This window comes from Klebsiella sp. HMSC16A12 (assembly GCF_001808265.1).
GTDB classification, from domain to species: Bacteria; Pseudomonadota; Gammaproteobacteria; order Enterobacterales; family Enterobacteriaceae; genus Klebsiella; species Klebsiella pneumoniae.
In genome coordinates this window covers 34508-56577 of the sequence record NZ_KV792568.1, presented here as the reverse complement: position 1 = coordinate 56577, position 22070 = coordinate 34508, and the positions used below count along the sequence as shown (strand labels likewise).

Here is a 22070-nt window from a genome sequence, read left to right as displayed (position 1 = left end):
ATGAACGGGGTGCAAATCCGCATTCGCGGTAAAGTGCAGGGGGTGGGGTTCCGCCCCTTTGTCTGGCAGCTGGCCCGGGCGCAGGCCCGCTGCGGCGATGTCTGTAACGACGGCGACGGCGTACTGGTGCGGCTGGTCGGGGGCGACGACGGTTTTACAGCCGCTCTGGCTGACCACTGCCCGCCGCTGGCGCGGATCGACAGTACCGCCTGCATTCCCTATCGCTGGGCGGCCACGCCGCAGGATTTCACCATCCGCGAGAGCGGGGCGGGACGGATGCGGACTCAGATTGTGCCCGATGCCGCGACCTGCCCGGCGTGCCTCGCGGAGATGAACGATCCCCGGGCGCGCCGCTACCGCTACCCCTTTATCAACTGTACCCACTGCGGCCCGCGGTTAACCATTATTCGCGCCATGCCCTACGACCGGCCCTTCACCGCAATGGCGCCGTTCCCGCTCTGTTCCCCTTGTGAAGCGGAATTCCGCGATCCTGCCGATCGCCGTTTTCACGCCCAGCCGGTGGCCTGCCCCGACTGCGGGCCGCGACTGGAATGGCGGGCAGAGGGGGAAGCGCTGGACGGCGAGGCGGCGCTGCAGGCGGCTATCGCCCGGCTGGCGGCGGGCGACATCGTGGCGATAAAAGGCATCGGCGGCTTTCATCTGGCCTGCGATGCCGGTAACCCCGCAGCCGTTGCCACGCTGCGGGCGCGAAAACACCGCCCGGCAAAACCGCTGGCGGTAATGCTGCCGACGGCAACGGGCTTACCCGCCGCCGCTGCGGCGCTGATGGGCTCCCCGGCGGCGCCCATCGTACTGATTGCCAAAGCGCAGGTCTCCGGTCTGTGCGACGAAATAGCGCCAGGGCTTGCGGAAGTTGGGGTGATGCTGCCGTCTAATCCGCTGCAGCATTTGCTTCTGCAGGGCCTGGCGCGCCCCATCGTAATGACCTCCGGCAACCTTAGCGGCCGTCCGCCGGCGTTAAGTAATGCTCAGGCGCTCAATGAGTTAGCCGACATTGCCGACGGCTTTCTCTTGCATAATCGCGACATCGTACAGCGGATGGATGATTCACTGGTGCGCTCAAGCGGTGAAATGCTGCGCCGCGCCCGGGGCTACGTCCCGGACGCGCTGCCGCTGCCGCCGGGGCTAGGAGACATCCCGCCGCTGCTGGCTCTCGGCGCGGATATGAAAAATACTTTCTGCCTGGCGCGCGGCAGCGAAGCGGTGCTGAGCCAGCACTTTGGCGATCTTGGCGAGGAAGGTGTTGAACAGCAGTGGCGCAGCGCCCTGCAGCTGATGCAGAGCATTTACGCGTTTGTGCCGCAGCGGGTGGTGGTTGATGCCCATCCCGGCTATCGTTCAACGCAGTGGGCGGCCTCCCTGCCCCTGCCGCTGGAGACAGTGCTGCATCACCATGCCCACGCCGCGGCATGCCTGGCGGAGCACCGCTGGCCGCTTGACGGCGGGGACGTTATCGCCCTGACACTCGACGGTATTGGTATGGGGGAGAACGGCGCGCTGTGGGGCGGGGAGTGCCTGCGGGTCAACTATCGCGAATGCGAACATCTTGGCGGGCTGCCGGCCGTCGCGCTGCCAGGGGGGGACCTGGCGGCACGCCAGCCGTGGCGAAATTTGCTGGCCCACTGTCTGGCATTTGTCCCTGACTGGCAGGATTATCCGCAGGCCGCCACCCTGCGCCAGCGCAACTGGCCGCTGCTGGCGCAGGCCATCGAGCGCGGGATTAACGCGCCGCGCGCCTCATCCTGCGGACGGCTGTTTGATGCCGTTGCCTGCGCCCTGGATTGCGCGCCGGAGAGTCTGAGCTATGAAGGCGAAGCGGCCTGTCGGCTGGAGGCGCTGGCCGCCAGCTGCCCCGGCGTCAGCCACCCGGTTACGCTGCCTTGGCGCGACGACGCGCTGGATTTAGCGACCTTCTGGCGGCAATGGCTGAGCTGGCAGGCGACTCCGGCGCAGAAAGCCTGGGCATTCCACGACGCCCTGGCCTGTGGACTGGCGGCGATGGCCCGCGACTGCGCCACCGTCCGCGGCATCGACACGATGGTCTGCAGCGGCGGGGTGCTGCATAACCGCCTGCTGGCGGCGCGATTGACCTTTTATCTGGCGGATTTTACTCTGCTGTTTGCGCAGCAGTTGCCGGCCGGCGACGGCGCAATCGCATATGGTCAGGCGGTGATCGCCGCCGCCCGCGGGCAGGCTCAAGGAACACAACAATGATAATGACAGTTTTACGCCAGCAGCCGCGCGCTGCGGGTCTGGTGCTGGGGTTGATCGCGGCGAATTTACTGGCCTGGTGCTGGGCGCTGCAGGCCTTTGGCGACAGCGGCGCGCTGATGGCCGCCAGCCTGCTGGCCTGGGGCTACGGCCTGCGCCACGCGGTGGACGCCGACCATATTGCGGCGATTGATAACGTGACCCGCAAGATGATGCAGCAGGGGCGGCGGCCTTTCGCCGTCGGGGTGTGGTTTTCGCTGGGCCACTCATCGATTGTGGTGCTGGCCTCGGCGGCGATTGCCGCGACCGCCACCGCCTTCAGCACGCAGATGAGCTGGCTGCATGATACCGGCAGCGTTATCGGCACCGCCGTGTCGGCCCTGTTTTTACTGGCGATGGCCTTTATCAACCTGGTGATTTTACGCAGCGTGTGGCGCAGCTTTCGGGCATGGAAGCGCGGAGAGCCGGTGAGCGACGAAATCGTCAGCGGCGGCGGGGTGATGAGCTGGCTGTTTGGCAAGACCTTCCGTCTGATAAGCCGCAGCTGGCAGATGTACCTGGTCGGTTTCCTGTTTGGCCTCGGTTTTGATACCGCCACCGAAATCGGCGTACTGGGTATCTCCGCCGCCGGTGCGTCGAGCGGGATTTCCGTCTGGTCGATTATGGTCTTCCCGGCGCTGTTCGCCAGCGGTATGGCGCTGGTGGATACCCTCGATAACGTGCTGATGGTCGGCGCCTACGGCTGGGCGTTCAGCAAACCGCAGCGTAAGCTCTATTACAATATGACCATCACCGGTACCTCGGTGGTGGTAGCGCTGTTTATCGGCGGCCTGGAAGCGCTGGGGTTGCTGATGGATAAGTTTGCGCTCAGCGGCGGAATATGGCGCTGGGTAGGGGCGTTAAACGACAACCTCGGCGACGCCGGATTTGTGGTGGTCGGGTTGTTTGTCGCCTGTTGGGCGCTGTCGGTGCTTAACTATCGCTGGCGCGGCTACGACAATCTGGCGCGCTAGGCTGGATATGTTCCCGGCTTGCGCTGCGCTTAGCCGGGCTACCAGGACAATACCGTAGCCCGGCTAAGGCGTTTACGCCGCAAGCCGGGAAAACCATCAACTTACCAGTTGTTTGAGCAGCGCAAAGGCTTCCTTCATTTTGTCTTCGCTGACCACAAAGGCGCGCAGCTGGTTTTCGGCATCCACGCCTTTCGCCACCAGCCCCTCTTTGGCGGCCACGATGTTCCACGTCAGATCGTCGCGGCGGGTGTCGCCGGCCAGATGCAGCGGCAGATCCGGGGTTTTCACCTTCACCAGCATTGGCGGCAGCTTGAGTTCTCCCGCCTGCGCCAGCAGATTTTTACTCAGGCACATGGCGCTGAGTAAAATCGGCTGCAGGAACGGCAGTACCACGCCGTTGATTTCCGCACAGTCGCCGAGCGCATAAATCGCCGGGTCGCTGGTTTGCAGCTGGCTATTGACCACAATACCGCGGTTAATCTGCAGTCCGGCGTGGCGCGCCAGCGACGTTTCCGGGCGCAGGCCGGCGGCGGCCACCACCGCATCGACGGTTATCGCGCGCTGGCGATCGAGACTGACGCGAATGCCGTCGGCGGTTTGCTCCAGCCCCTCCAGCTGCGTTTTCAGCATCAGATGTACGCCCATCTCGGTGAGCCGATGCTGCAGGCGGCTGCTGGCCTCCGGCGGCATCAGCGCCGCCAGCACGCTGGCGGAGTTATCGACTACCGTTACCGCTTTACCGGCGCGGCAGAAATCCATCGCCAGTTCGCAGCCAATCAGGCCGCCGCCGACGATCAGCACGCGCTTCGCGTCGTGCAGCCGGCTCTGCGCCGCGCCATATTCGCGCTGGCTATTGAGCGTTAGCATCAGCTCGCGCCCCGGCACCGGCGGAATAAACGGCGTCGCGCCGGTGGCCAGTACCAGTTTGTCGTAGCGCCACTGGTTATCCTGGCTCTTCACTAACCGGTTTTCGGCGTCGATATCGCTTACCCAGGTATGGGGAAACAGACGCAGAGTGTACTGCTCGGCGAACTCGCCGGCACTTTGCAGGGTCAGATCGTCGGCCTTCTGTCCGCGGCTGATGACATGGCTGAGGTCCGGTTTGTTGTATTCATCCATGCTATCGGCGGCGATGAGGGTCAGCGGGATTTGCGCATCCTGCTTACGAATATTTTTCACCAGCTGGCGGGCCGCGAAACCCGAGCCGATGATGACGATGCCATCACTCATTTTGCCTCCGTCGCCAGTACGTCAAAGACATCTTTGCCAAGAGAACACTCAGGGCAGAGGAAATTGTCCGGCACTTCGCTCCACGGCGTACCCGGCTGTACATCCTGATTAGGTTCGCCTTTCGCCGGGTCATAGACCCACTGGCACACGCTGCACTGCATCATGGGACCGAGATCGGCGGCCGCGGCACAGGCGCAGTCCTGTGGTTCCGGCGTTGTCGCTGCTTCAGCAACCGGCAGCGGCGAGAGGGCCCATTGGCGAGCGATGTCGCGACCGTGTTGGCGGCACAGCTCCAGCGCGTCGATATCCGGGCGCCATTTGGCTTTCAGGCTCAGCGACATCTCAAAGCCGGCATCCTGCAGGCGGGTGGACAGGCGGTCTACCGCGCCGCCGCTCCAGCCGTGCGAGCCAAAGGCGCTGGCGCGTTTATTGCGAAAACGCAGCCCGGTCATCTCTTCCACCAGCCCGGCGATTTTCGGCATCATCACGTTGTTCATGGTGGACGTGCCGACAAGTACGCCTTTCGAGCGGAAAACATTGGTGAGGATGTCGTTTTTGTCGCTGCGGGCGACGTTAAAGATTTTCACCGCTACCCGTGGGTCAACCTCGGTGATCCCCTGGGCAATGGCGTCCGCCATCATGCGGGTATTATTGGACATGGTGTCGTAGAAGATGGTGATGCGATCTTCCTGATAATCCGCCGCCCACTCGAGGTATTTCTCGACGATTTGCGTCGGGTTATCGCGCCAGACCACGCCGTGGGAGGTGGCAATCATCTCCACCGGCAGGTTGAAGCCGAGGATTTCAGTAATTTTCGGCGTCACCAGGCGGCTGAAGGGCGTCAGGATGTTGGCGTAGTAGCGCTGGCACTGTTCGTACAGTTCAGTCTGGTCCACTTCATCGTTGAACAGATGTTCGTCGCAATAGTGCTGGCCGAAGGCGTCGTTGCTGAACAGCACCGCGTCGCCGGTCAGGTAGGTCATCATGCTGTCCGGCCAGTGCAGCATCGGCGTTTCCACGAAGATCAGCTGATTACCGTTACCGATGTCGAGAGTATCGCCGGTTTTCACCACGTGGAAGTTCCACTCCGGATGATGATGGTGGCCGTTGATCGAGTCGATGGCGTTGGCAGTGCAGTAGATCGGCGTATCCGGGATCTGCATCATCAGTTCGGTCAGCGCGCCGGCATGGTCCTCTTCGGCGTGGTTAATGACGATATAGTCGAGGTCGGCGAGGTCGATTTCGCGGCGCAGGTTCTGTACGAACTCGCGGCTGAATTTATGATCGACGGTATCGATCAGCACGTTTTTCTCTTCGCGGATGAGATAGCTGTTGTAGCTGCTGCCGCGCAGCGTTTTATATTCGGTGCCGTGGAAATCACGCACTTCCCAGTCACGTTGGCCAACCCAAAGAATGTTATTTTTCACCACAATAGACATAGCAACCTCAATCAATACAGTGTGTTTAAACTCAGTTGACTGGCTTATATCAAGTTGCGTGCCAACTTTTTAATTCATTGATAATTATCTGTTTTTAATTTTTTCTGATTTTGGTTGTTGTCAAAATGACAATGGTTAAAATAGTCGATATGACAATGCGTATTGTCAAAATGACAATGGAGCGGCAATGAGTTTTTCCGTCGACGAGCTGGCGAGAATCGCCATAGATTTACAAAGTGATATTGGTCACACCGACCGCTTTTCGCGCCTGATTACTACCCTGCGGCAAATTCTTGGCTGCGATGCCTCGGCGCTGCTGCGCTATGAGGCGCATCAGTTTGTGCCGCTGGCGATCGATGGCCTGGCGCAGGATGTGCTCGGTCGGCGCTTTGCCCTGGAAGGACACCCGCGGCTGGAGGCGATTGCGCGCGCCGGGGATGTGGTGCGCTTCCCGGCGGATAGCGACCTGCCCGACCCCTATGACGGGCTGATCCCCGGTCATGAGAGCCTCAAAGTCCATGCCTGCGTGGGACTGCCGCTGTTTGCCGGGCAGACGCTAATTGGCGCGCTGACCCTGGACGGCATGGATGCCGATCGTTTCGATAGCTTCAGCGATGAAGAGCTGCGGCTGATTGCCGCGCTGGTGGCCGGGGCGCTGAATAATGCGCTGCTTATCGCCCGCCTTGAAGCGCAAAACGTCCTGCCGGCGCAGGCGGTGAATTACCCGCTGCCGGAGCGCCAGGAGATCATCGGCCTGTCGGGGCCCATGCTGCAGCTGAAAAAAGAGATCGATATCGTCGCCGCCTCGGATTTAAACGTGCTGATCAGCGGCGAAACCGGCACCGGCAAAGAGCTGGTGGCGAAGGCGGTGCATCAGGGGTCGCCGCGAGCCGCCAACCCTCTGGTGTACCTCAACTGCGCGGCGCTGCCGGAAAGCGTAGCGGAGAGCGAGCTGTTCGGCCATGTGAAAGGGGCATTTACCGGGGCTATCAGCAACCGCAGCGGTAAATTTGAGATGGCGGATAACGGCACCCTGTTTCTTGACGAAATCGGCGAACTGTCGCTGGCGTTGCAGGCCAAACTGCTGCGCGTGCTGCAGTATGGCGATATTCAGCGCGTCGGCGATGACCGCAGCCTGCGGGTCGATGTGCGGGTGCTGGCGGCGACGAACCGCGATCTGCGCCAGGAGGTGGTGGAAGGGCGCTTTCGCGCCGACCTGTACCATCGGCTGAGCGTCTTCCCGCTGTCGGTTCCGCCGCTACGCGAGCGGGAAAGTGACGTGGTGCTGCTGGCGGGCTATTTCTGCGAGCAGTGCCGCCTGCGGATGGGGCTGGCGCGGGTCATTTTGGCTGAGGCGGCGCGAAACCGGCTGCAGCAGTGGTCCTGGCCGGGCAACGTGCGCGAACTGGAGCATGCTATCCATCGGGCGGTGGTGCTGGCGCGGGCCACCCAGGCCGGTGATGAAGTGGTCCTGGAGCCGCAGCATTTCCAGTTTGCGGTGGCGGCGCCGATGTTGCCGACTGAGACGGCGGCAGCGGCGCCCGCGACGGGAAACATCAATCTGCGCGAGGCGACCGACTCTTTTCAGCGAGAAGCCATTAGCCGCGCGCTGGAGGCGAACCAGGGCAACTGGGCGGCGACCGCCCGAGCGCTGGAACTGGACGTCGCCAACCTGCATCGGCTGGCGAAACGTCTGGGGCTTAAAGGATCCCCGCCTGGTAAAAGTTCTGCAGGTTAATGGCGCCGACCAGTTGGCCGTTCTCATCCACTACCGGCGCGGCGCTGATTTTGTGTTTCATCAGCCACTCTTTGGCTTCCACCGCGCGGCTATCCGCCTGCAGCGTTACGCCGTTGCGGGTCATCGCCCGAGTGACGCCATCGTTGAGCGTACCGCCAGCAACCAGCCAGCGGCGCAGGTCGCCGTCGGTGAAAACGCCCTGCACGCGGTTGGCTTCATCGCAGACCGCCACCAGGCCGAGTCCGGTTCGGCTTAGTTCGAGCATGGCGTCCATGACGTTAGCCTCGGTATTGACCCGCGGCACTTCTTCATCACGACGCATCAGGTGATGCACTTTGTTCAGCAGCCGCGCGCCGAGGGCGCCCGCCGGGTGGGAACGGGCGAAATCCTCTTCATTGAAACCGCGCGCCTGCATCACCGCCATCGCCAACGCGTCGCCCAGCATCAGCGTGTTGACGGTGCTGGAGGTTGGCGCCAGATGCATCGGGCAGGCCTCGCGCTCCACGGCGATATCCAGCACTGCTTTCGCCGCCAGCGCCAGCGGCGAGGTGGATTTGCCGGTCATCGCCAGCAGCGGAATGCCTTTTTCTTCCAGCCGCGGCACGATGAGATCCAGCTCTTTCGCGCTACCGGAGTAGGAGATAAACAGCATCACGTCGCGGCTATCGAGCATGCCGAGATCGCCGTGCAGGGCTTCCGCCGGATGGACGAAAAAGGCCGGGGTGCCGGTGCTGGCGAAGGTTGCCGCCAGCTTTTTACCGATGTGGCCGGATTTACCGATACCGGAGACAATCAGTTTGCCCTCGCAGTGGATAATGGTTTCCGCCGCGCGGATGAAGTCGTCGCCCAGGCGCTCCGGCAGGCGGCTCGCCTCCTGCAGCTCAAGCATCAGGGTCTGGCGTCCGGCCTCTAACAAAAAGTTACTCATGATGTTCTCCAGTAATAATGACTTCAATACCTTTGGCTTCCAGCGCCCGCTGGAATTCCGGGTCAATATCGGCATCGGTAATCAATTTATCCACGCGTTCAAGGCCGCAGACAATATTGGGGCTTTTACGACCAAACTTGGATGAGTCGGCCATCAGGATCACTTCGCGGGCGGCGTTGCACATCGCTTTGCTGACGGTATAGACCTCATTAAAGGTAGTGACTCCGGCGTTCAGATCGATACCGTCGGTGCCCATAAACAGCTTGTCGAAGCTGAACTGTTCGAAGGCGTTTTCCGCCAGCTGGCCGTGAAAAGAGGCCGATTTTTTACGGAAGGTGCCGCCCGGCATCAGGATGGTCTGCTCGTTATCGAACTCTGATAGCGCGTTGACGATATGCAGGCTGTTGGTCATCACCGTGATGTTATTGAAGTGACTCAGCAATGGCACCATCTGCAGCACGGTGCTGCCGGCGTCGAGGATAATTGAATCGCCATCGTGGATGTATCGCACGGCGGCCTCGGCAATCTGCGCTTTTTTATGGGTGTTGATCAGCGTCTTATGGTCAATCGGCGGATCGGCTTCATCCTTGTTGAGTACCACGCCACCGTAGGTGCGAATGACGGTGCCGGCGTTTTCCAGCGTGACCAGATCCTTGCGGATGGTGGTGCCAGTGGTATCGAAGTGTTGCGCCAGCTCTTCGACCGAGCATTTTCCCTGCGACTGCAGGAACTCGAGAATGGCTGCCTGGCGCTGACGTGGTTTCATAGGCGTCTATCCTGCGTTTAAGTTTCGAAGTGATAATTTCGCAAGATATTTACTTTTACAACGAAATTATCCATGTTTCGGATTAAGCGCTAATGATAGTGCATTCTGACAGCGCGGATCATGGGGAAAGATCACATCAGGCTGCAATTCCGCAATATGTTTGCCTGCCAGAGCCGGGATCTTTTGCGGACTGGCGAAAATGGTGAAGCCTTTCATCAGCAGCGTGTCGCTAATGCGGTCGTTATCATCGACGGCGATGGCGACGATGGCGCGCGGTTGAAAGCGCCCGGCGGAGCGGCCGACGCCCACCCGCCCCTGCTGGCACAGGCTATCAAAGGCGCGATTGAAGCGGCGGATCTGCCAGCCGCCAAAGGCCAGCTGGGTAAGCCAGGCGATGGCGGCGACGATGATTAATGCAGTAATCATAGGTCTCTCCTTAAGGGGGGCGGGAACAGCCCTGGTCACGGCGCGAGCGCCTAACCCGAGCGACCCGCGGTGCCGTTTTTTTGTCGGGTGGCGGCTAACGCCTTACCCGACCTACAGTTTTGTAGCCCGGATAAGCGCAGCGCCATCCGGGAACCTGTTAAAACATCACCTGGCCGCCGGTGACGTTGATCGACTGCCCGGTGCAGTACGACGCCTGTGGGCTAGCGTAAAACATCAATACGTTCAGCACATCCTGGTATTCGCAGCCGCGCTTCAGCGGCACCTTGTCGATGTAGTACTGCTCGACTTCGCTCTCATCGATACCGAGCTTGGTGGCATACTGCGGCAGCAGCGACTGGAACATCGGCGACTTCAGCAGATTGCCGAGCATCAGCGAATGCACGGTAATGCCATATTCCGCCAGATCCAGCGCCAGCGACTGGGTCAGCCCGACGCCGCCGAACTTCGCCGCGCTGTAGCCGGAGTTGTGCTTACTGCCGACTTTGCCGGATTTCGAGTTGATCTGAATGATCCGCCCCTTAATGCCGTCGCGGATCATCAACCGCGAGAACTCGCGGGCGCAGAGAAAATAGCCCACCAGATTGACCTGCAGCGAGCGGTCGAAATCCCCCAGCGCGAAGTCGCTAATAAACGCCGCCTTGGCGATCCCGGCGCTGTACACCAGCAGGTCGACGCGCGAAAAAATCTCATCCACCCCGTGGGCCAGGGCGGTGACGCTGGCCTCGCTGGTGGCGTCGGCGCCGAAGCCGTACGCCATACCTTCGCCATACTCAGCGTTAATCTCCTGGGCGACGCGGCTGGCTTTTTCGCTCTGAATATCGACCACCGCCACGCGGTAGCCCTCGGCGGCCAGCCCGCGGCACAGAAACTCTCCTAAGGTTTGTCCACCGCCAATGACAACAGCAACCTGATTCATCTCTCTCTCCTTTTAAGCAACAAACTTCAGTACGCAGCCGGGCGCGATGGCGTCCGGCACCGGGCCCGCCACATGGACGGTACCTGGGAACTCCGCTTCACGATGGCCGTCAAAGCGCAGGGTGATGTGGCCCAGCTCGCGCAGGTTTTGTTCAGCGACCTCGCCGACGGCGGTCACCGGGTAGCGCTGTTCGCCAAGCTGCAGCTCTGCCCCCGGCTGCAGCGTGCCAGCAAGCTCGCCGTGGTTGTGAATAAAGCAGTACTCTTCGATATCCGCCGGGGCGCCCTCGCGGAAGGTAATCAGCATTTGCTCTTCCAGCGCCATCGTCGCGCAGGCGCCGATGTGCGTAATGGTGGTCTGGTAAATCACAGTCATCTGCAGGAACCTCTTACTGGTAAATAAATCCGGAAACGAACCACGCGATCAGCACCGTTGGTGCGCCGGTCAGAAAGCGGCTGACCAGCACCGACGGCACGCCGACGCGCACGGTATCCTGGCGGGCTTCGGCTAGCGACAGGCCTACCGGAATAAAATCGCAGGCGGCCTGGGCGTTAATGGCGAATAGGGCGGGCAGGGCGAGGTGCGGCGGAATGTTGCCGAGGCCGATTTGAACGCCGATCAGCACGCCGATCACCTGGGCAATAACCGCGCCGGGGCCGAGAAACGGCGACAGCAGCGGGAAAGAGCAAATCAGCGCCAGGGTTACCAGCCCCAGCGGATGGCTGGCGAGCGGCGCCAGGCCGTGGGCGATCCAGTCGCCGATGCCGGAGGCCATGATGATGCCGATCAGCGCCGAGACGAAAGCCATAAATGGCAGAATGGTTTTCAGCACCGTATCAATGGTGTCGCGCCCGGCCTGGAACAGCACCGCCACCACCGAACCCATGCCCATCCCGACCTTCGCCAGCAGGCCATCGCTCTGTTCAGTAATCTTCTTGCTGGTGTCGTAATCGCGACCCGCGCTCTTGTTTTCCGCCGGCGGCTCGGAAACCCCTGCGCTGTCGGGAGCGATGCACTGGATGTTGTCCTCTTTGACGCCGGAGACATAAATATCTTCCGTGATGTACTGGGCCAGCGGCCCTGATTTGCCGGTGGCATGGATATTCACCGTCGGGATGCGGCGTTTAGGATAGAGCCCGCAGCGCAGGGTGCCCCCGCAGTCGATAATCGCCACGCCGATCTCGCTTTCCGCTGGTTCTCCCTCTTTAAACCCGTCCACCGGCTGCCAGCCGGTCAGGCTGGCGATGCGGTCAACGATCGCCGGGCGGGTGCCGGCGGTGATATAGACGATCTTTTTGCCTTCGACGGCGTCGAGCTCAAGCGGGCCGCCCCAGCCGCCGGTGCCTTTCTCTATACGAATACGGGTCATGATGTCGCTCCTGACAGATGCACTTTCTGGGAAAGCTGAATCGCCATTTTTCTCTCGAAAATCGAGGTGGTCAGGTCGGTGACCCAGCCGCGGAAGAAGTTAGTCACCAGCCCGACCAGCAGGTAGCTCACCGCCAGCGGACCGAGCGGTAGGCCGAGGGTAGTGAGGCCGTTGGCGATGCCGAGATAGACGAACAGCTCGCCGGGGTTGATATGTGGAAACAGTCCGTTCATTGAGTGGCAGCTATACGACGCCGCCGCGTAATAGCTGGGCTTGTACTTCTCTGGCATAAACCGACCGAGGCTTAACGTCATTGGGTTACAAAACACGAAGGTGCCGATGCAGGGTAGCAGCAGGTAACGGGAGATTGGGTTTCCGGCGCAGCGCTGCGCCAGCTTCTCGATCCGCTGCTGGCCGATAAAGTTGATCAGCGCGTTCATGATCACCAGCAGGCTGATCAGCAAGGGGAGGATCCCGGTCACCATGCCGGTAAATACCTCGCCGCCTTTCTGAAACAGGCCGATAAACCACTCCGCGCCGTGGGTCACGACGTCAATCATTGTTCTCTCCTTCAGCATGTTATTTTTCTTGCTAATCGCAGGCTGATTTTAATCATTTTGAAAGGTTTAAAAGTGTTAAATAGATCTCAAAATGAAAGATAAATATTTTATTTTGAAAGATGATGCGGGCGAGATGAAATGTTGCAGGGCATGAAAGCACGCAGGGGAGGAGCAGTTGAAGGACTATTTTGTCTACAAACAGATTGTCGCTTTCTTGTTGGTCGTCGCATGCTTTACCATAATTATCCCTTGCTGAATTTGTTAAACGGAATTCCCATGTTGAAGCGTCGCTATCTGGCTTTACTTCCCCTTTGTGTGCTCCTCGCTGCCTGCAGCAGCAAACCCAAGACCCCCGCGGAAACGGAGATGGCGAGTGGAACCGGCGGCTTTTTGCTGGAACCGCAGCATAACGTGATGCAGATGGGCGGCGACTTCGCCAACAACCCGGCGGCGGCGCAGTTTATCGATAAGATGGTGGCGAAGCACGGCTTCGACAGGCAGCAGCTGCAGGAGATCCTGTCGCAGGCAAAGCGCCTGGATTACGTCCTGCGGCTGATGGATCGTCAGGCGCCGACCGGCCTGCCGCCAACCGGGCCGACCGGCGCCTGGCTGCGCTACAAGAAACAGTTCATTACCCCGGATAATGTGCAGAACGGCGTGGTGTTCTGGAATCAGTATCAGGACGCGCTCAACCGCGCTTATCAGGTTTACGGCGTGCCGCCGGAAATCATCGTCGGCATTATCGGCGTGGAGACTCGCTGGGGCCGGGTGATGGGCAAAACCCGGATCCTCGACGCGCTGGCGACGCTGTCGTTTAGCTACCCGCGCCGCGCCGAATACTTCTCGTCGGAGCTGGAAACTTTCCTGCTAATGGCGCGCAGCGAAAGCGACGACCCGCTGGATCTGAAAGGCTCTTTCGCCGGGGCGATGGGCTACGGTCAGTTTATGCCGTCCTCCTATAAGCAGTATGCGGTCGATTTTAACGGTGACGGACATATCAACCTGTGGGACCCGGTGGATGCTATCGGCAGCGTGGCCAACTACTTCAAACAGCATGGCTGGGTGAGCGGCGATCTGGTGGCGGTGCAGGCGCTGGGGCAGGCCCCTGGGCTGGAGAATGGTTTCAAGACTAAATACAGCGTTTCGCAGCTGGCGGCCGCAGGGCTGACCCCGACCCAGCCGCTGGGTAACCATCAGCAGGCCAGCCTGCTGCGGCTGGACGTCGGCACCGGCTATGAGTACTGGTACGGGCTGCCGAACTTCTACACCATCACCCGCTACAACCACAGCACCCACTACGCGATGGCCGTCTGGCAGCTGGGTCTGGCGGTTGCGCAGGCCCGCGGCGGTTATTAATCCTTTCATCCGGCTGACAATTTCCCCAGCCTCCCCGGATAGCGGCGCGTAGCGCCTTATCCGGGCTACGGTCTGGTATCCGGTTGCTAGCCCCGGGAAGCGCAGCGCGACCGGGGGGATGACGCCGGGGAGGCCGCGCTTATCCCCCCGTTTTTTCCCGTCTCCATGCCTCTTGTTGACCTTTGTTACATTTCCGCTGACTGACGCTGATTTACATTCTTTCTTCGCCTCGTTATTGTTATGTTATAACATTAAATTGAGGCAGGGGTATGTTCACATCGATTTTTATGACATCCGCCGCGACGCGCGCGGCCATCGCAGGCGTGCTGCTGGCGGCGCTATGGTTAGCAACCTGGTGGGCGGTGACGCTGCCATGATTGAACTGGAGCAGCTGGTCGCCGGCTATGACGGGGTAGCGATCACCCCTCCGCTGAGCGGGATGATATGCCCCGGCAGCCTGACGGCGATTGTTGGCCTCAATGGCTGCGGAAAATCAACGCTGCTGAAAACCCTCGCCGGGTTTCTTCCGCCGGTCAGTGGCCGCCTGCGCTGGCAGGGAAAACGGCCGGTGATCGGCTGGCTGGCGCAGCGCCATGCCCTCGAGTCGCAGTTTCCTCTCAACGTGCAGGATGTGGTAAGCCAGGGCGCATGGCCTGGCGTGTCGCTGCTGCGCGGTCTGGGGGGCGGCACCCGGCGACGCATCGGCGCGGTGCTGGAGCGGGTCGGGCTGGCGGGCCTGGCGAAAACGCCGATCGAAGCGCTCTCCGGCGGCCAGTTTCAGCGCATGCTATTTGCCCGGGTGATGGTGCTGCAGGCGCCGCTGGTGATGCTCGACGAGCCCTTCACCGGTATCGACGAAGCGACCAGTCGCGAACTAATGGATTTGATCCTCGAGATGCACCGGCAGGGACAGACCATCCTGGCGGTGCTGCATGATAACCAGCGGGTGGCCGACTTTTTCCCCGAGACGCTGCTGCTGACTCCCCAGCGCGCCTGCTGGGGCGCTACCCGGGCGGTGCTCCCGGCCTTCAGTCATGTGAGGTCGGCATGATCTGGCACACCTTCTTTCAGCCTTTCATTGAATTCGGCTTTATGCGTCGGGCCCTCGTGGTGTGTCTGGCGCTGTCGCTGAGCACCACCATGCTGGGCGTCTTCCTGCTGCTGCGGCGCATGAGCCTGATGGGCGATGCGCTGTCGCACGCCATTCTCCCCGGCGTGGCGGTGGGGTATCTGCTGAGCGGCATGTCGCTGCTGGCCATGACTCTCGGCGGCTTCATCGCCGGCATCGTGGTTGCCCTGGTGGCCGGGTGGGTGAGCCGGCGGACACCGTTAAAAGAGGACGCCAGTTTTGCCGGATTTTATCTGGGCTCGCTGGCCCTGGGCGTCACCCTGGTGTCGCTGCGCGGCTCCAGCGTGGACCTCCTGCATCTGCTGTTTGGCTCCATTCTGGCGGTCGACCGCGATGCGGCGCTGTTTGTCAGCGGCGTCGCCAGCCTGACGCTATTGTGCATTGCGCTGTGCTACCGCGGTCTGGTCTGCGAGGCGTTCGACAGCGCCTGGCTGCAGGTGAATCACCGGCGGCTGCCTGCGCTGCTGCATGGGCTTTTTCTGGCGCTGCTGGTGCTTAATCTGGTGGCCGGGTTTCAGGTGCTCGGCACGCTGATGGCGGTAGGGGTAATGATGCTCCCGGCGGTCGCCGCACGCTGCTGGGCGCGCACGCTGCCGGGCATTCTGCTGCTGGCGGCGGGAATGGGCGCGCTCTGCGCCTGGCTGGGATTAAGCCTCTCCTGGGCGATTAGTCTTCCCGCCGGGCCCGCTATTGTGCTGACCGCCAGCGCACTGTTTTTTGTTTCGCTATTTTTTGGCACGCGCAGCCGGCTGCTGGTCGGTTGGCGCACATTGATGGGGTAAGGAAATGATGAAACGTAGTGCAATAGTGGTCGCGCTGGCCCTCGGCCTGATGGCGCAGGGGGCCATGGCGAAAACGCTGAATGTGGTAAGCAGTTTTTCGGTGTTGGGTGATATAGCGCAGCAGGTCGGCGGGGAGCATGTCCATGTGGATACCCTGGTCGGCCCGGACGGCGATCCGCACACCTTCGAACCGTCGCCGAAGGATAGCGCGCTGCTCAGCAAGGCCGACGTGGTGGTGGTTAACGGCCTGGGGCTGGAAGGGTGGCTGGATCGCCTGATTAAGGCCTCTGGTTTTAAGGGCGAGCTGGTGGTGGCATCGAAAGGCGTCAAGACCCATACCCTTGATGAAGAGGGTAAAACGGTGACCGATCCCCACGCCTGGAACAGCGCAGCGAACGGCGCATTGTATGCGCAGAATATCCTCGATGGTCTGGTGAAAGCCGACCCGGAAGATAAAGCGGCGTTGACCAGCAGCGGCAAGCGCTATATCGACCAGCTGACGTCTCTCGACGGCTGGGCGAAAGCGCAGTTCAGCGCCATTCCGCTGGCCAAGCGCAAGGTCCTGACCAGCCATGACGCTTTCGGCTATTTTGGCCGGGCTTATCACGTGACCTTCCTCGCGCCACAGGGGCTCTCTTCAGAGAGCGAGGCTAGCGCGGCGCAGGTGGCGGCGCTGATTAAGCAAATCAAAGCGGATGGCGTCCATACCTGGTTTATGGAGAACCAGCTTGACCCGCGGCTGGTGAAGCAGATTGCCAGCGCCACCGGCGCGCAGCCGGGGGGCGAACTCTATCCGGAAGCGCTATCTAAGCCGGGCGGCGTCGCCGATAGTTACGTCAAAATGATGCGTCACAACGTTGAGCTTATCGCTAACAGCATGAAGTAACAGGTTGTCTGGTCGTCCTGGTTATCACAGGACGACCCATTTCTGGATCCCCCCTCGTAAAATCGCCACTTCATCCCCATATCTCTGTCGAAAGTGCTATCTTTGATGGCCTCTTTATCCGGAGCAAAGCGGGGCGATAATGACCGATTCAGAATTAATGCAGCTAAGCGAGAAGATTGGCCGGGCGCTGAAGGCGCGTGGGGCGACGGTGACCACGGCGGAATCCTGTACCGGCGGCTGGATTGCGAAAGCGATCACCGATATTGCCGGCAGCTCGGCGTGGTTTGAACGCGGCTTTGTCACCTACAGCAACGAAGCTAAATCGCAAATGATCGGCGTCAGCGAAGCGACGCTGCGCGACAACGGCGCGGTAAGCGAACCGGTGGTGGTGGAGATGGCGATTGGCGCGCTGCGCGCGGCGCGTGCGGATTATGCCATCTCCGTTAGCGGCGTCGCCGGGCCGGATGGCGGCAGCGTCGAAAAGCCGGTCGGCACGGTATGGTTCGGCGTCGCCAGCGTGAGCGGGCAAGGGGTGACGCGGCGGGAATGCTTTGCCGGAGACCGCGAAGCGGTGCGTCGTCAGGCGACGGCCTATGCGCTAAATCTGCTCTGGCAACAATTTCTACAAAACACTTGATACTGTATGACCATACAGTATAATTGCCTCAACTGAACAAATATTAACGGCGAAGCGAACACGCTTTACCCTGCATGATTAGGAGTAACAATGGCGATCGACGAAAACAAACAGAAAGCGTTGGCGGCTGCACTGGGCCAGATCGAAAAGCAATTCGGTAAAGGCTCCATCATGCGCCTGGGTGAAGACCGCACCATGGATGTGGAAACCATCTCCACCGGCTCGCTTTCTCTGGATATCGCGCTGGGCGCCGGCGGTCTGCCAATGGGCCGTATCGTCGAGATCTACGGTCCGGAATCCTCCGGTAAAACCACCCTGACGCTGCAGGTTATCGCCGCAGCGCAGCGTGAAGGTAAAACCTGTGCGTTCATCGATGCTGAACATGCGCTGGATCCTGTCTATGCACGCAAACTGGGCGTCGATATCGACAACCTGCTGTGTTCTCAGCCGGACACCGGCGAGCAGGCGCTGGAGATCTGTGACGCGCTGGCGCGCTCCGGCGCGGTTGATGTTATCGTCGTCGACTCCGTCGCGGCGTTGACGCCGAAAGCGGAAATCGAAGGCGAAATCGGCGACTCTCACATGGGCCTTGCGGCGCGTATGATGAGCCAGGCGATGCGTAAGCTGGCGGGTAACCTGAAGCAGTCCAACACGCTGCTGATCTTTATCAACCAGATCCGTATGAAAATTGGCGTGATGTTCGGTAACCCGGAAACCACTACCGGTGGTAACGCGCTGAAGTTCTACGCCTCTGTGCGTCTGGACATTCGCCGCATTGGCGCGGTGAAAGAGGGCGACAATGTCGTCGGCAGCGAAACCCGCGTCAAAGTGGTGAAAAACAAGATCGCCGCGCCGTTTAAACAGGCCGAATTCCAGATCCTCTACGGCGAAGGCATCAACTTCTACGGCGAGCTGGTAGACCTCGGCGTGAAAGAGAAGCTGATTGAGAAAGCGGGTGCCTGGTATAGCTACAACGGCGACAAAATCGGTCAGGGTAAAGCGAACGCGATCACCTGGCTGAAAGAGAACCCGGCGGCGGCGAAAGAGATTGAGAAGAAAGTGCGCGAACTGCTGCTCAACAATCAGGATGCGAAGCCAGACTTCGTTGTTGACGGCAACGACGCAGAAGAAACCGAACAGGATTTCTGATATCGTCTGCAAGACTGACAGGGCTGCTTAGGCAGCCCTTTTGCTTTGTGAGATTATCGAGGTGCCTGTGACTGAACCTTCATCACGCCGCTCCGGCTACGCCCGCCTGCTGGACCGTGCTATCCGCATTCTGGCGATGCGCGACCACAGCGAGCAGGAGCTGCGACGCAAGCTGGTCGCTCCGGTGATGAGCAAAAACGGTCCTGAGGCGCTGGACGTCACCCCCGACGAGCTGGAGCAGGTTGTCGCCTGGTGTATCGAAAACCGCTACCTCGACGACAACCGCTTCGTCGGCCAGTTCATCGCCAGCCGGAGCCGCAAAGGCTATGGTCCGGCGCGGATTCGCCAGGAGCTCAGCCAGAAAGGCATTGCGCGCCAGGTCGTTGACCAGGCGATGCGCAAATGCGATATCGACTGGGTGAGCCTTGCCAGGGAGCAGGCACAGCGTAAATACGGCGAACCGTTACCTTCCGCCTTTACTGAAAAAGTGAAAGTTCAGCGATTCCTGCTTTACCGCGGCTACCTGATGGAAGATATCCAGGAAATCTGGCGAAATTTTGCAGATTGACCCATCCGGGATTTTACTTCGCCGTAAAGAAAACTTATCTTATTCCCACTTTATTCCGTCGGGCCGCTGGTTGTGACTGTGCAGGCAGCGGCCTGGGCGATTATTCCTTTACACAAAATCATTCAAGCTGCATCAGGGCGGCAAGAGAGACTCTCTTTCGCAACGTACGTCAGTTCGGTGCCGGAAGAGCAAGCGCAGCCAGGACAGAGGCGACTTGAAGGATGACGTGTAGCTTGATTTCAGGATAATTATGAGCAAGAGCACCGCTGAGATCCGTCAGGCGTTTCTCGACTTTTTCCATAGCAAGGGACATCAGGTAGTTGCCAGCAGCTCCCTGGTGCCGCACAACGATCCGACCCTGCTGTTTACCAATGCAGGGATGAACCAGTTCAAGGATGTCTTCCTTGGTCTCGACAAACGTAATTATTCGCGTGCGACCACCGCACAGCGTTGCGTGCGTGCGGGTGGTAAACACAACGATCTGGAAAACGTCGGTTACACCGCGCGTCACCACACCTTTTTTGAAATGCTGGGCAACTTCAGCTTTGGCGATTACTTCAAGCAGGATGCCATCAAATACGCGTGGGAACTGCTGACCGGTGAGAACTGGTTCGCGCTGCCGAAAGAAAAACTGTGGGTTACCGTTTACGAGACCGATGACGAAGCTTTCGACATCTGGGCCAATGAAGTAGGCGTTCCGCGCGAGCGTATTATCCGCATCGGCGACAACAAAGGCGCGCCGTTTGCTTCTGACAACTTCTGGCAGATGGGCGACACCGGTCCGTGCGGCCCGTGCACCGAAATCTTCTTTGACCACGGCGATCACATCTGGGGCGGCCCTCCGGGAAGCCCGGAAGAAGATGGCGACCGTTACATTGAGATTTGGAACATCGTCTTCATGCAGTTCAACCGTCAGGCTGACGGTACCATGGAGCCGCTGCCGAAGCCGTCCGTCGACACCGGTATGGGTCTGGAGCGTATTGCCGCGGTGCTGCAGCACGTTAACTCCAACTATGACATCGACCTGTTCCGCGATCTAATCGCCAGCGTGGCGAAAGTCACCGGCGCGACCGATCTGACGAACAAGTCGCTGCGCGTTATCGCCGACCACATTCGCTCCTGCGCCTTCCTGGTTGCCGACGGCGTGATCCCGTCGAATGAAAACCGCGGCTACGTGCTGCGTCGTATCATTCGCCGCGCGATCCGTCACGGCAACATGCTGGGCGCGAAGGACACCTTCTTCTGGAAACTGGTTGCCCCGCTGATCGATGTGATGGGCTCCGCCGGCGACGAGCTGAAGCAGCAGCAGGCTCAGGTTGAGCAGGTGCTGAAAACCGAAGAAGAGCAGTTTGCCCGCACCCTCGAGCGCGGCCTGGCGCTGCTGGATGAGGAGCTGTCGAAGCTGAAAGGCGACACCCTGGACGGCGAAACCGCCTTCCGTCTGTACGACACCTACGGCTTCCCGGTCGACCTGACCGCCGATGTGTGCCGCGAGCGCAACATCAAGGTTGACGAAGCTGGTTTTGAAGCCGCGATGGAAGAGCAGCGCCGCCGCGCGCGCGAGTCCAGCGGTTTCGGCGCCGACTATAATGCGATGATCCGCGTTGACGGCGCCTCTGAATTTAAAGGCTACGATCATCTGGAGCTGAACGGCAAGGTTACCGCCCTGTTTATCGACGGCAAAGCGGTGGATAGCGTTAGCGCTGGCCAGGAAGCGGTGGTGATCCTTGACCAGACCCCGTTCTATGCGGAGTCCGGCGGCCAGGTGGGCGATAAAGGCGAATTAAAAGGCGCGGGCTTCTCCTTCGCAGTCAGCGACACGCAGAAGTACGGCCAGGCTATTGGTCATATCGGTAAAGTCGCCAGCGGCTCACTGAAAGTGGGTGACGCGGTGCAGGCCGACGTAGATGAGGCTCGCCGTCAGCGTATCCGTCTCAACCACTCCGCGACGCACCTGATGCACGCGGCGCTGCGCCAGGTGCTCGGCACCCATGTGGCGCAGAAAGGTTCGCTGGTCAATGATAAAGCGCTGCGCTTTGACTTCTCGCATTTTGAAGCGATGAAGCCGGAAGAAATTCGTGCGGTGGAAGACCTGGTCAACGCGCAGATCCGTCGTAACCTGGCTATCGAAACCAACATTATGGATATCGATGCCGCGCGCGCATCCGGCGCCATGGCGCTGTTTGGCGAGAAATACGACGATCGCGTGCGCGTTCTGCGGATGGGCGACTTCTCCACGGAGCTGTGCGGCGGGACTCACGCGGCGCGTACCGGCGATATCGGCCTGTTCCGCATCACGTCAGAGTCTGGCACCGCTGCTGGCGTGCGCCGTATCGAAGCGGTGACTGGCGAAGGCGCGATGGCCATCCTGCATGCGCAGAGCGATCAGCTCAATGATATCGCTCAGCTGCTGAAGGGTGACAGCCACAATCTCGGCGAGAAGGTTCGCGCCGCGCTGGAGCGTACCCGTCAGCTGGAAAAAGAGCTGCAGCAGCTGAAAGAGCAGGCTGCGGCGCAGGAGAGCGCAAACCTCTCCAGCAAAGCGGAAGAGATTAACGGCGTTAAGCTGCTGGTCAGCGAACTGACCGGCGTTGAGCCGAAAATGCTGCGTACCATGGTTGACGATCTGAAGAACCAGCTCGGTTCGACGATCGTTGTATTAGCTACGGTAGCGGATGGTAAGGTTTCTCTGATTGCAGGTGTGTCTAAGGATGTGACAGACCGCGTGAAAGCAGGGGAGCTGGTTGGTATGGTCGCTCAGCAGGTGGGCGGTAAAGGGGGCGGTCGTCCGGATATGGCGCAGGCCGGTGGTACCGATGCGTCTGCTCTCCCTGCAGCGTTAGCCAGTGTGAAAGGCTGGGTCAGCGCAAAACTGTAATAACTATAAACGCATTTACCCTAAATAATTCGAGTTGCAGGAAGGCG

Annotated in this window: 20 protein-coding genes; 11 read left to right on the top strand and 9 right to left on the bottom strand. The window is 60.3% G+C overall.

Going from position 1 to position 22070, the window contains the following annotated elements; all coding sequences use genetic code 11:
- A complete protein-coding gene (gene hypF, locus HMPREF3140_RS07895) occupies nt 1–2235 on the top strand; it encodes a carbamoyltransferase HypF (RefSeq protein ID WP_032412202.1) in 2235 nt (744 codons plus the stop codon).
- Nucleotides 2232–3245, top strand: a complete 1014-nt coding sequence (locus tag HMPREF3140_RS07890; RefSeq protein ID WP_032412200.1) for a HoxN/HupN/NixA family nickel/cobalt transporter — start codon at nt 2232–2234, stop codon at nt 3243–3245. The genes hypF and HMPREF3140_RS07890 overlap by 4 nt, the downstream gene beginning before the upstream one ends.
- 96 nt (nt 3246–3341) lie before the next feature.
- Here the strand turns inward: HMPREF3140_RS07890 and norW are convergent, their stop codons facing one another.
- Nucleotides 3342–4475 carry an NADH:flavorubredoxin reductase NorW gene (norW, locus tag HMPREF3140_RS07885; protein ID WP_009485496.1) on the bottom strand — a complete coding sequence of 378 codons (1134 nt, stop codon included), beginning with the start codon at nt 4473–4475 and terminating at the stop codon, nt 3342–3344.
- Nucleotides 4472–5914, bottom strand: coding sequence for an anaerobic nitric oxide reductase flavorubredoxin (gene norV, locus HMPREF3140_RS07880; protein ID WP_032412197.1), 1443 nt, complete (start codon nt 5912–5914; stop codon nt 4472–4474). Before norV ends, norW begins: the two co-directional genes overlap by 4 nt.
- 187 nt (nt 5915–6101) lie before the next feature.
- On the opposite strand from norV, the gene norR reads away from it, so the two are divergent.
- Nucleotides 6102–7652: a nitric oxide reductase transcriptional regulator NorR gene (norR, locus tag HMPREF3140_RS07870; RefSeq protein WP_004890240.1), complete on the top strand. Its 1551-nt coding sequence runs from the start codon at nt 6102–6104 to the stop codon at nt 7650–7652.
- Here the strand turns inward: norR and gutQ are convergent.
- From gutQ to HMPREF3140_RS07835, 7 genes are all read right to left on the bottom strand, one after another.
- The gene (gene gutQ, locus HMPREF3140_RS07865) at nt 7615–8580 is read right to left on the bottom strand and encodes an arabinose-5-phosphate isomerase GutQ (RefSeq protein ID WP_023158607.1); all 966 of its coding nucleotides are present in this window, start codon (nt 8578–8580) and stop codon (nt 7615–7617) included. The genes norR and gutQ overlap by 38 nt on opposite strands.
- A complete protein-coding gene (srlR, locus tag HMPREF3140_RS07860; RefSeq protein ID WP_002914817.1) occupies nt 8573–9346 on the bottom strand; it encodes a glucitol operon DNA-binding transcriptional repressor SrlR in 774 nt (257 codons plus the stop codon). Before srlR ends, gutQ begins: the two co-directional genes overlap by 8 nt.
- Before the next feature lie 66 nt (nt 9347–9412).
- On the bottom strand, nt 9413–9772 hold the full coding sequence (gene gutM / locus HMPREF3140_RS07855; RefSeq protein WP_070552908.1) for a transcriptional regulator GutM: 360 nt from the start codon (nt 9770–9772) through the stop codon (nt 9413–9415).
- Nucleotides 9773–9929: 157 nt separating this feature from the next.
- Nucleotides 9930–10709 carry a sorbitol-6-phosphate dehydrogenase gene (gene srlD / locus HMPREF3140_RS07850; RefSeq protein ID WP_002914815.1) on the bottom strand — a complete coding sequence of 260 codons (780 nt, stop codon included), beginning with the start codon at nt 10707–10709 and terminating at the stop codon, nt 9930–9932.
- A 12-nt stretch (nt 10710–10721) separates the two neighbouring features.
- On the bottom strand, nt 10722–11084 hold the full coding sequence (srlB, locus tag HMPREF3140_RS07845; RefSeq protein WP_004174693.1) for a PTS glucitol/sorbitol transporter subunit IIA: 363 nt from the start codon (nt 11082–11084) through the stop codon (nt 10722–10724).
- A gap of 13 nt (nt 11085–11097) precedes the next feature.
- The gene (locus HMPREF3140_RS07840) at nt 11098–12078 is read right to left on the bottom strand and encodes a PTS glucitol/sorbitol transporter subunit IIB (protein ID WP_004890251.1); all 981 of its coding nucleotides are present in this window, start codon (nt 12076–12078) and stop codon (nt 11098–11100) included.
- A complete protein-coding gene (locus HMPREF3140_RS07835) occupies nt 12075–12638 on the bottom strand; it encodes a PTS glucitol/sorbitol transporter subunit IIC (protein WP_002914812.1) in 564 nt (187 codons plus the stop codon). The genes HMPREF3140_RS07840 and HMPREF3140_RS07835 overlap by 4 nt, the downstream gene beginning before the upstream one ends.
- A 276-nt stretch (nt 12639–12914) precedes the next feature.
- Between HMPREF3140_RS07835 and mltB the strand changes: the two genes are divergently transcribed.
- From mltB to alaS, 8 genes are all read left to right on the top strand, one after another.
- Nucleotides 12915–13994: a lytic murein transglycosylase B gene (mltB, locus tag HMPREF3140_RS07830; RefSeq protein WP_004174694.1), complete on the top strand. Its 1080-nt coding sequence runs from the start codon at nt 12915–12917 to the stop codon at nt 13992–13994.
- Nucleotides 13995–14334: 340 nt separating this feature from the next.
- The gene (locus HMPREF3140_RS07825; RefSeq protein WP_072201132.1) at nt 14335–15045 is read left to right on the top strand and encodes a metal ABC transporter ATP-binding protein; all 711 of its coding nucleotides are present in this window, start codon (nt 14335–14337) and stop codon (nt 15043–15045) included.
- Nucleotides 15042–15905, top strand: a complete 864-nt coding sequence (locus tag HMPREF3140_RS07820) for a metal ABC transporter permease (RefSeq protein ID WP_002914775.1) — start codon at nt 15042–15044, stop codon at nt 15903–15905. Before HMPREF3140_RS07825 ends, HMPREF3140_RS07820 begins: the two co-directional genes overlap by 4 nt.
- A gap of 7 nt (nt 15906–15912) precedes the next feature.
- Complete coding sequence (locus tag HMPREF3140_RS07815) at nt 15913–16791, top strand: metal ABC transporter substrate-binding protein (RefSeq protein ID WP_004174698.1); 879 nt, start codon at nt 15913–15915, stop codon at nt 16789–16791.
- Between the two features lie 139 nt (nt 16792–16930).
- Nucleotides 16931–17428: a nicotinamide-nucleotide amidase gene (gene pncC / locus HMPREF3140_RS07810; RefSeq protein ID WP_002914771.1), complete on the top strand. Its 498-nt coding sequence runs from the start codon at nt 16931–16933 to the stop codon at nt 17426–17428.
- Between the two features lie 90 nt (nt 17429–17518).
- Entirely contained in the window at nt 17519–18577 is a 1059-nt protein-coding gene (gene recA / locus HMPREF3140_RS07805; protein WP_002914769.1) for a recombinase RecA, read from the top strand.
- Between the two features lie 67 nt (nt 18578–18644).
- Nucleotides 18645–19145 carry a recombination regulator RecX gene (gene recX, locus HMPREF3140_RS07800; protein WP_004181008.1) on the top strand — a complete coding sequence of 167 codons (501 nt, stop codon included), beginning with the start codon at nt 18645–18647 and terminating at the stop codon, nt 19143–19145.
- A 250-nt stretch (nt 19146–19395) separates the two neighbouring features.
- Nucleotides 19396–22023, top strand: coding sequence for an alanine--tRNA ligase (gene alaS / locus HMPREF3140_RS07795; RefSeq protein ID WP_004174700.1), 2628 nt, complete (start codon nt 19396–19398; stop codon nt 22021–22023).
- Nucleotides 22024–22070: the final 47 nt, after the last annotated feature.

What these genes read in the sequence shown, in the direction of transcription:
- hypF (WP_032412202.1), top strand. Translation starts at nt 1, where the DNA reads ATGAACGGGGTGCAAATCCGCATTCGCGGTAAAGTGCAGGGGGTGGGG.
- HMPREF3140_RS07890 (WP_032412200.1), top strand. Translation starts at nt 2,232, where the DNA reads ATGATAATGACAGTTTTACGCCAGCAGCCGCGCGCTGCGGGTCTGGTG.
- norW (WP_009485496.1), bottom strand. Translation starts at nt 4,475, where the DNA reads ATGAGTGATGGCATCGTCATCATCGGCTCGGGTTTCGCGGCCCGCCAG.
- norV (WP_032412197.1), bottom strand. Translation starts at nt 5,914, where the DNA reads ATGTCTATTGTGGTGAAAAATAACATTCTTTGGGTTGGCCAACGTGAC.
- norR (WP_004890240.1), top strand. Translation starts at nt 6,102, where the DNA reads ATGAGTTTTTCCGTCGACGAGCTGGCGAGAATCGCCATAGATTTACAA.
- gutQ (WP_023158607.1), bottom strand. Translation starts at nt 8,580, where the DNA reads ATGAGTAACTTTTTGTTAGAGGCCGGACGCCAGACCCTGATGCTTGAG.
- srlR (WP_002914817.1), bottom strand. Translation starts at nt 9,346, where the DNA reads ATGAAACCACGTCAGCGCCAGGCAGCCATTCTCGAGTTCCTGCAGTCG.
- gutM (WP_070552908.1), bottom strand. Translation starts at nt 9,772, where the DNA reads ATGATTACTGCATTAATCATCGTCGCCGCCATCGCCTGGCTTACCCAG.
- srlD (WP_002914815.1), bottom strand. Translation starts at nt 10,709, where the DNA reads ATGAATCAGGTTGCTGTTGTCATTGGCGGTGGACAAACCTTAGGAGAG.
- srlB (WP_004174693.1), bottom strand. Translation starts at nt 11,084, where the DNA reads ATGACTGTGATTTACCAGACCACCATTACGCACATCGGCGCCTGCGCG.
- HMPREF3140_RS07840 (WP_004890251.1), bottom strand. Translation starts at nt 12,078, where the DNA reads ATGACCCGTATTCGTATAGAGAAAGGCACCGGCGGCTGGGGCGGCCCG.
- HMPREF3140_RS07835 (WP_002914812.1), bottom strand. Translation starts at nt 12,638, where the DNA reads ATGATTGACGTCGTGACCCACGGCGCGGAGTGGTTTATCGGCCTGTTT.
- mltB (WP_004174694.1), top strand. Translation starts at nt 12,915, where the DNA reads ATGTTGAAGCGTCGCTATCTGGCTTTACTTCCCCTTTGTGTGCTCCTC.
- HMPREF3140_RS07825 (WP_072201132.1), top strand. Translation starts at nt 14,335, where the DNA reads ATGGTTAGCAACCTGGTGGGCGGTGACGCTGCCATGATTGAACTGGAG.
- HMPREF3140_RS07820 (WP_002914775.1), top strand. Translation starts at nt 15,042, where the DNA reads ATGATCTGGCACACCTTCTTTCAGCCTTTCATTGAATTCGGCTTTATG.
- HMPREF3140_RS07815 (WP_004174698.1), top strand. Translation starts at nt 15,913, where the DNA reads ATGAAACGTAGTGCAATAGTGGTCGCGCTGGCCCTCGGCCTGATGGCG.
- pncC (WP_002914771.1), top strand. Translation starts at nt 16,931, where the DNA reads ATGACCGATTCAGAATTAATGCAGCTAAGCGAGAAGATTGGCCGGGCG.
- recA (WP_002914769.1), top strand. Translation starts at nt 17,519, where the DNA reads ATGGCGATCGACGAAAACAAACAGAAAGCGTTGGCGGCTGCACTGGGC.
- alaS (WP_004174700.1), top strand. Translation starts at nt 19,396, where the DNA reads ATGAGCAAGAGCACCGCTGAGATCCGTCAGGCGTTTCTCGACTTTTTC.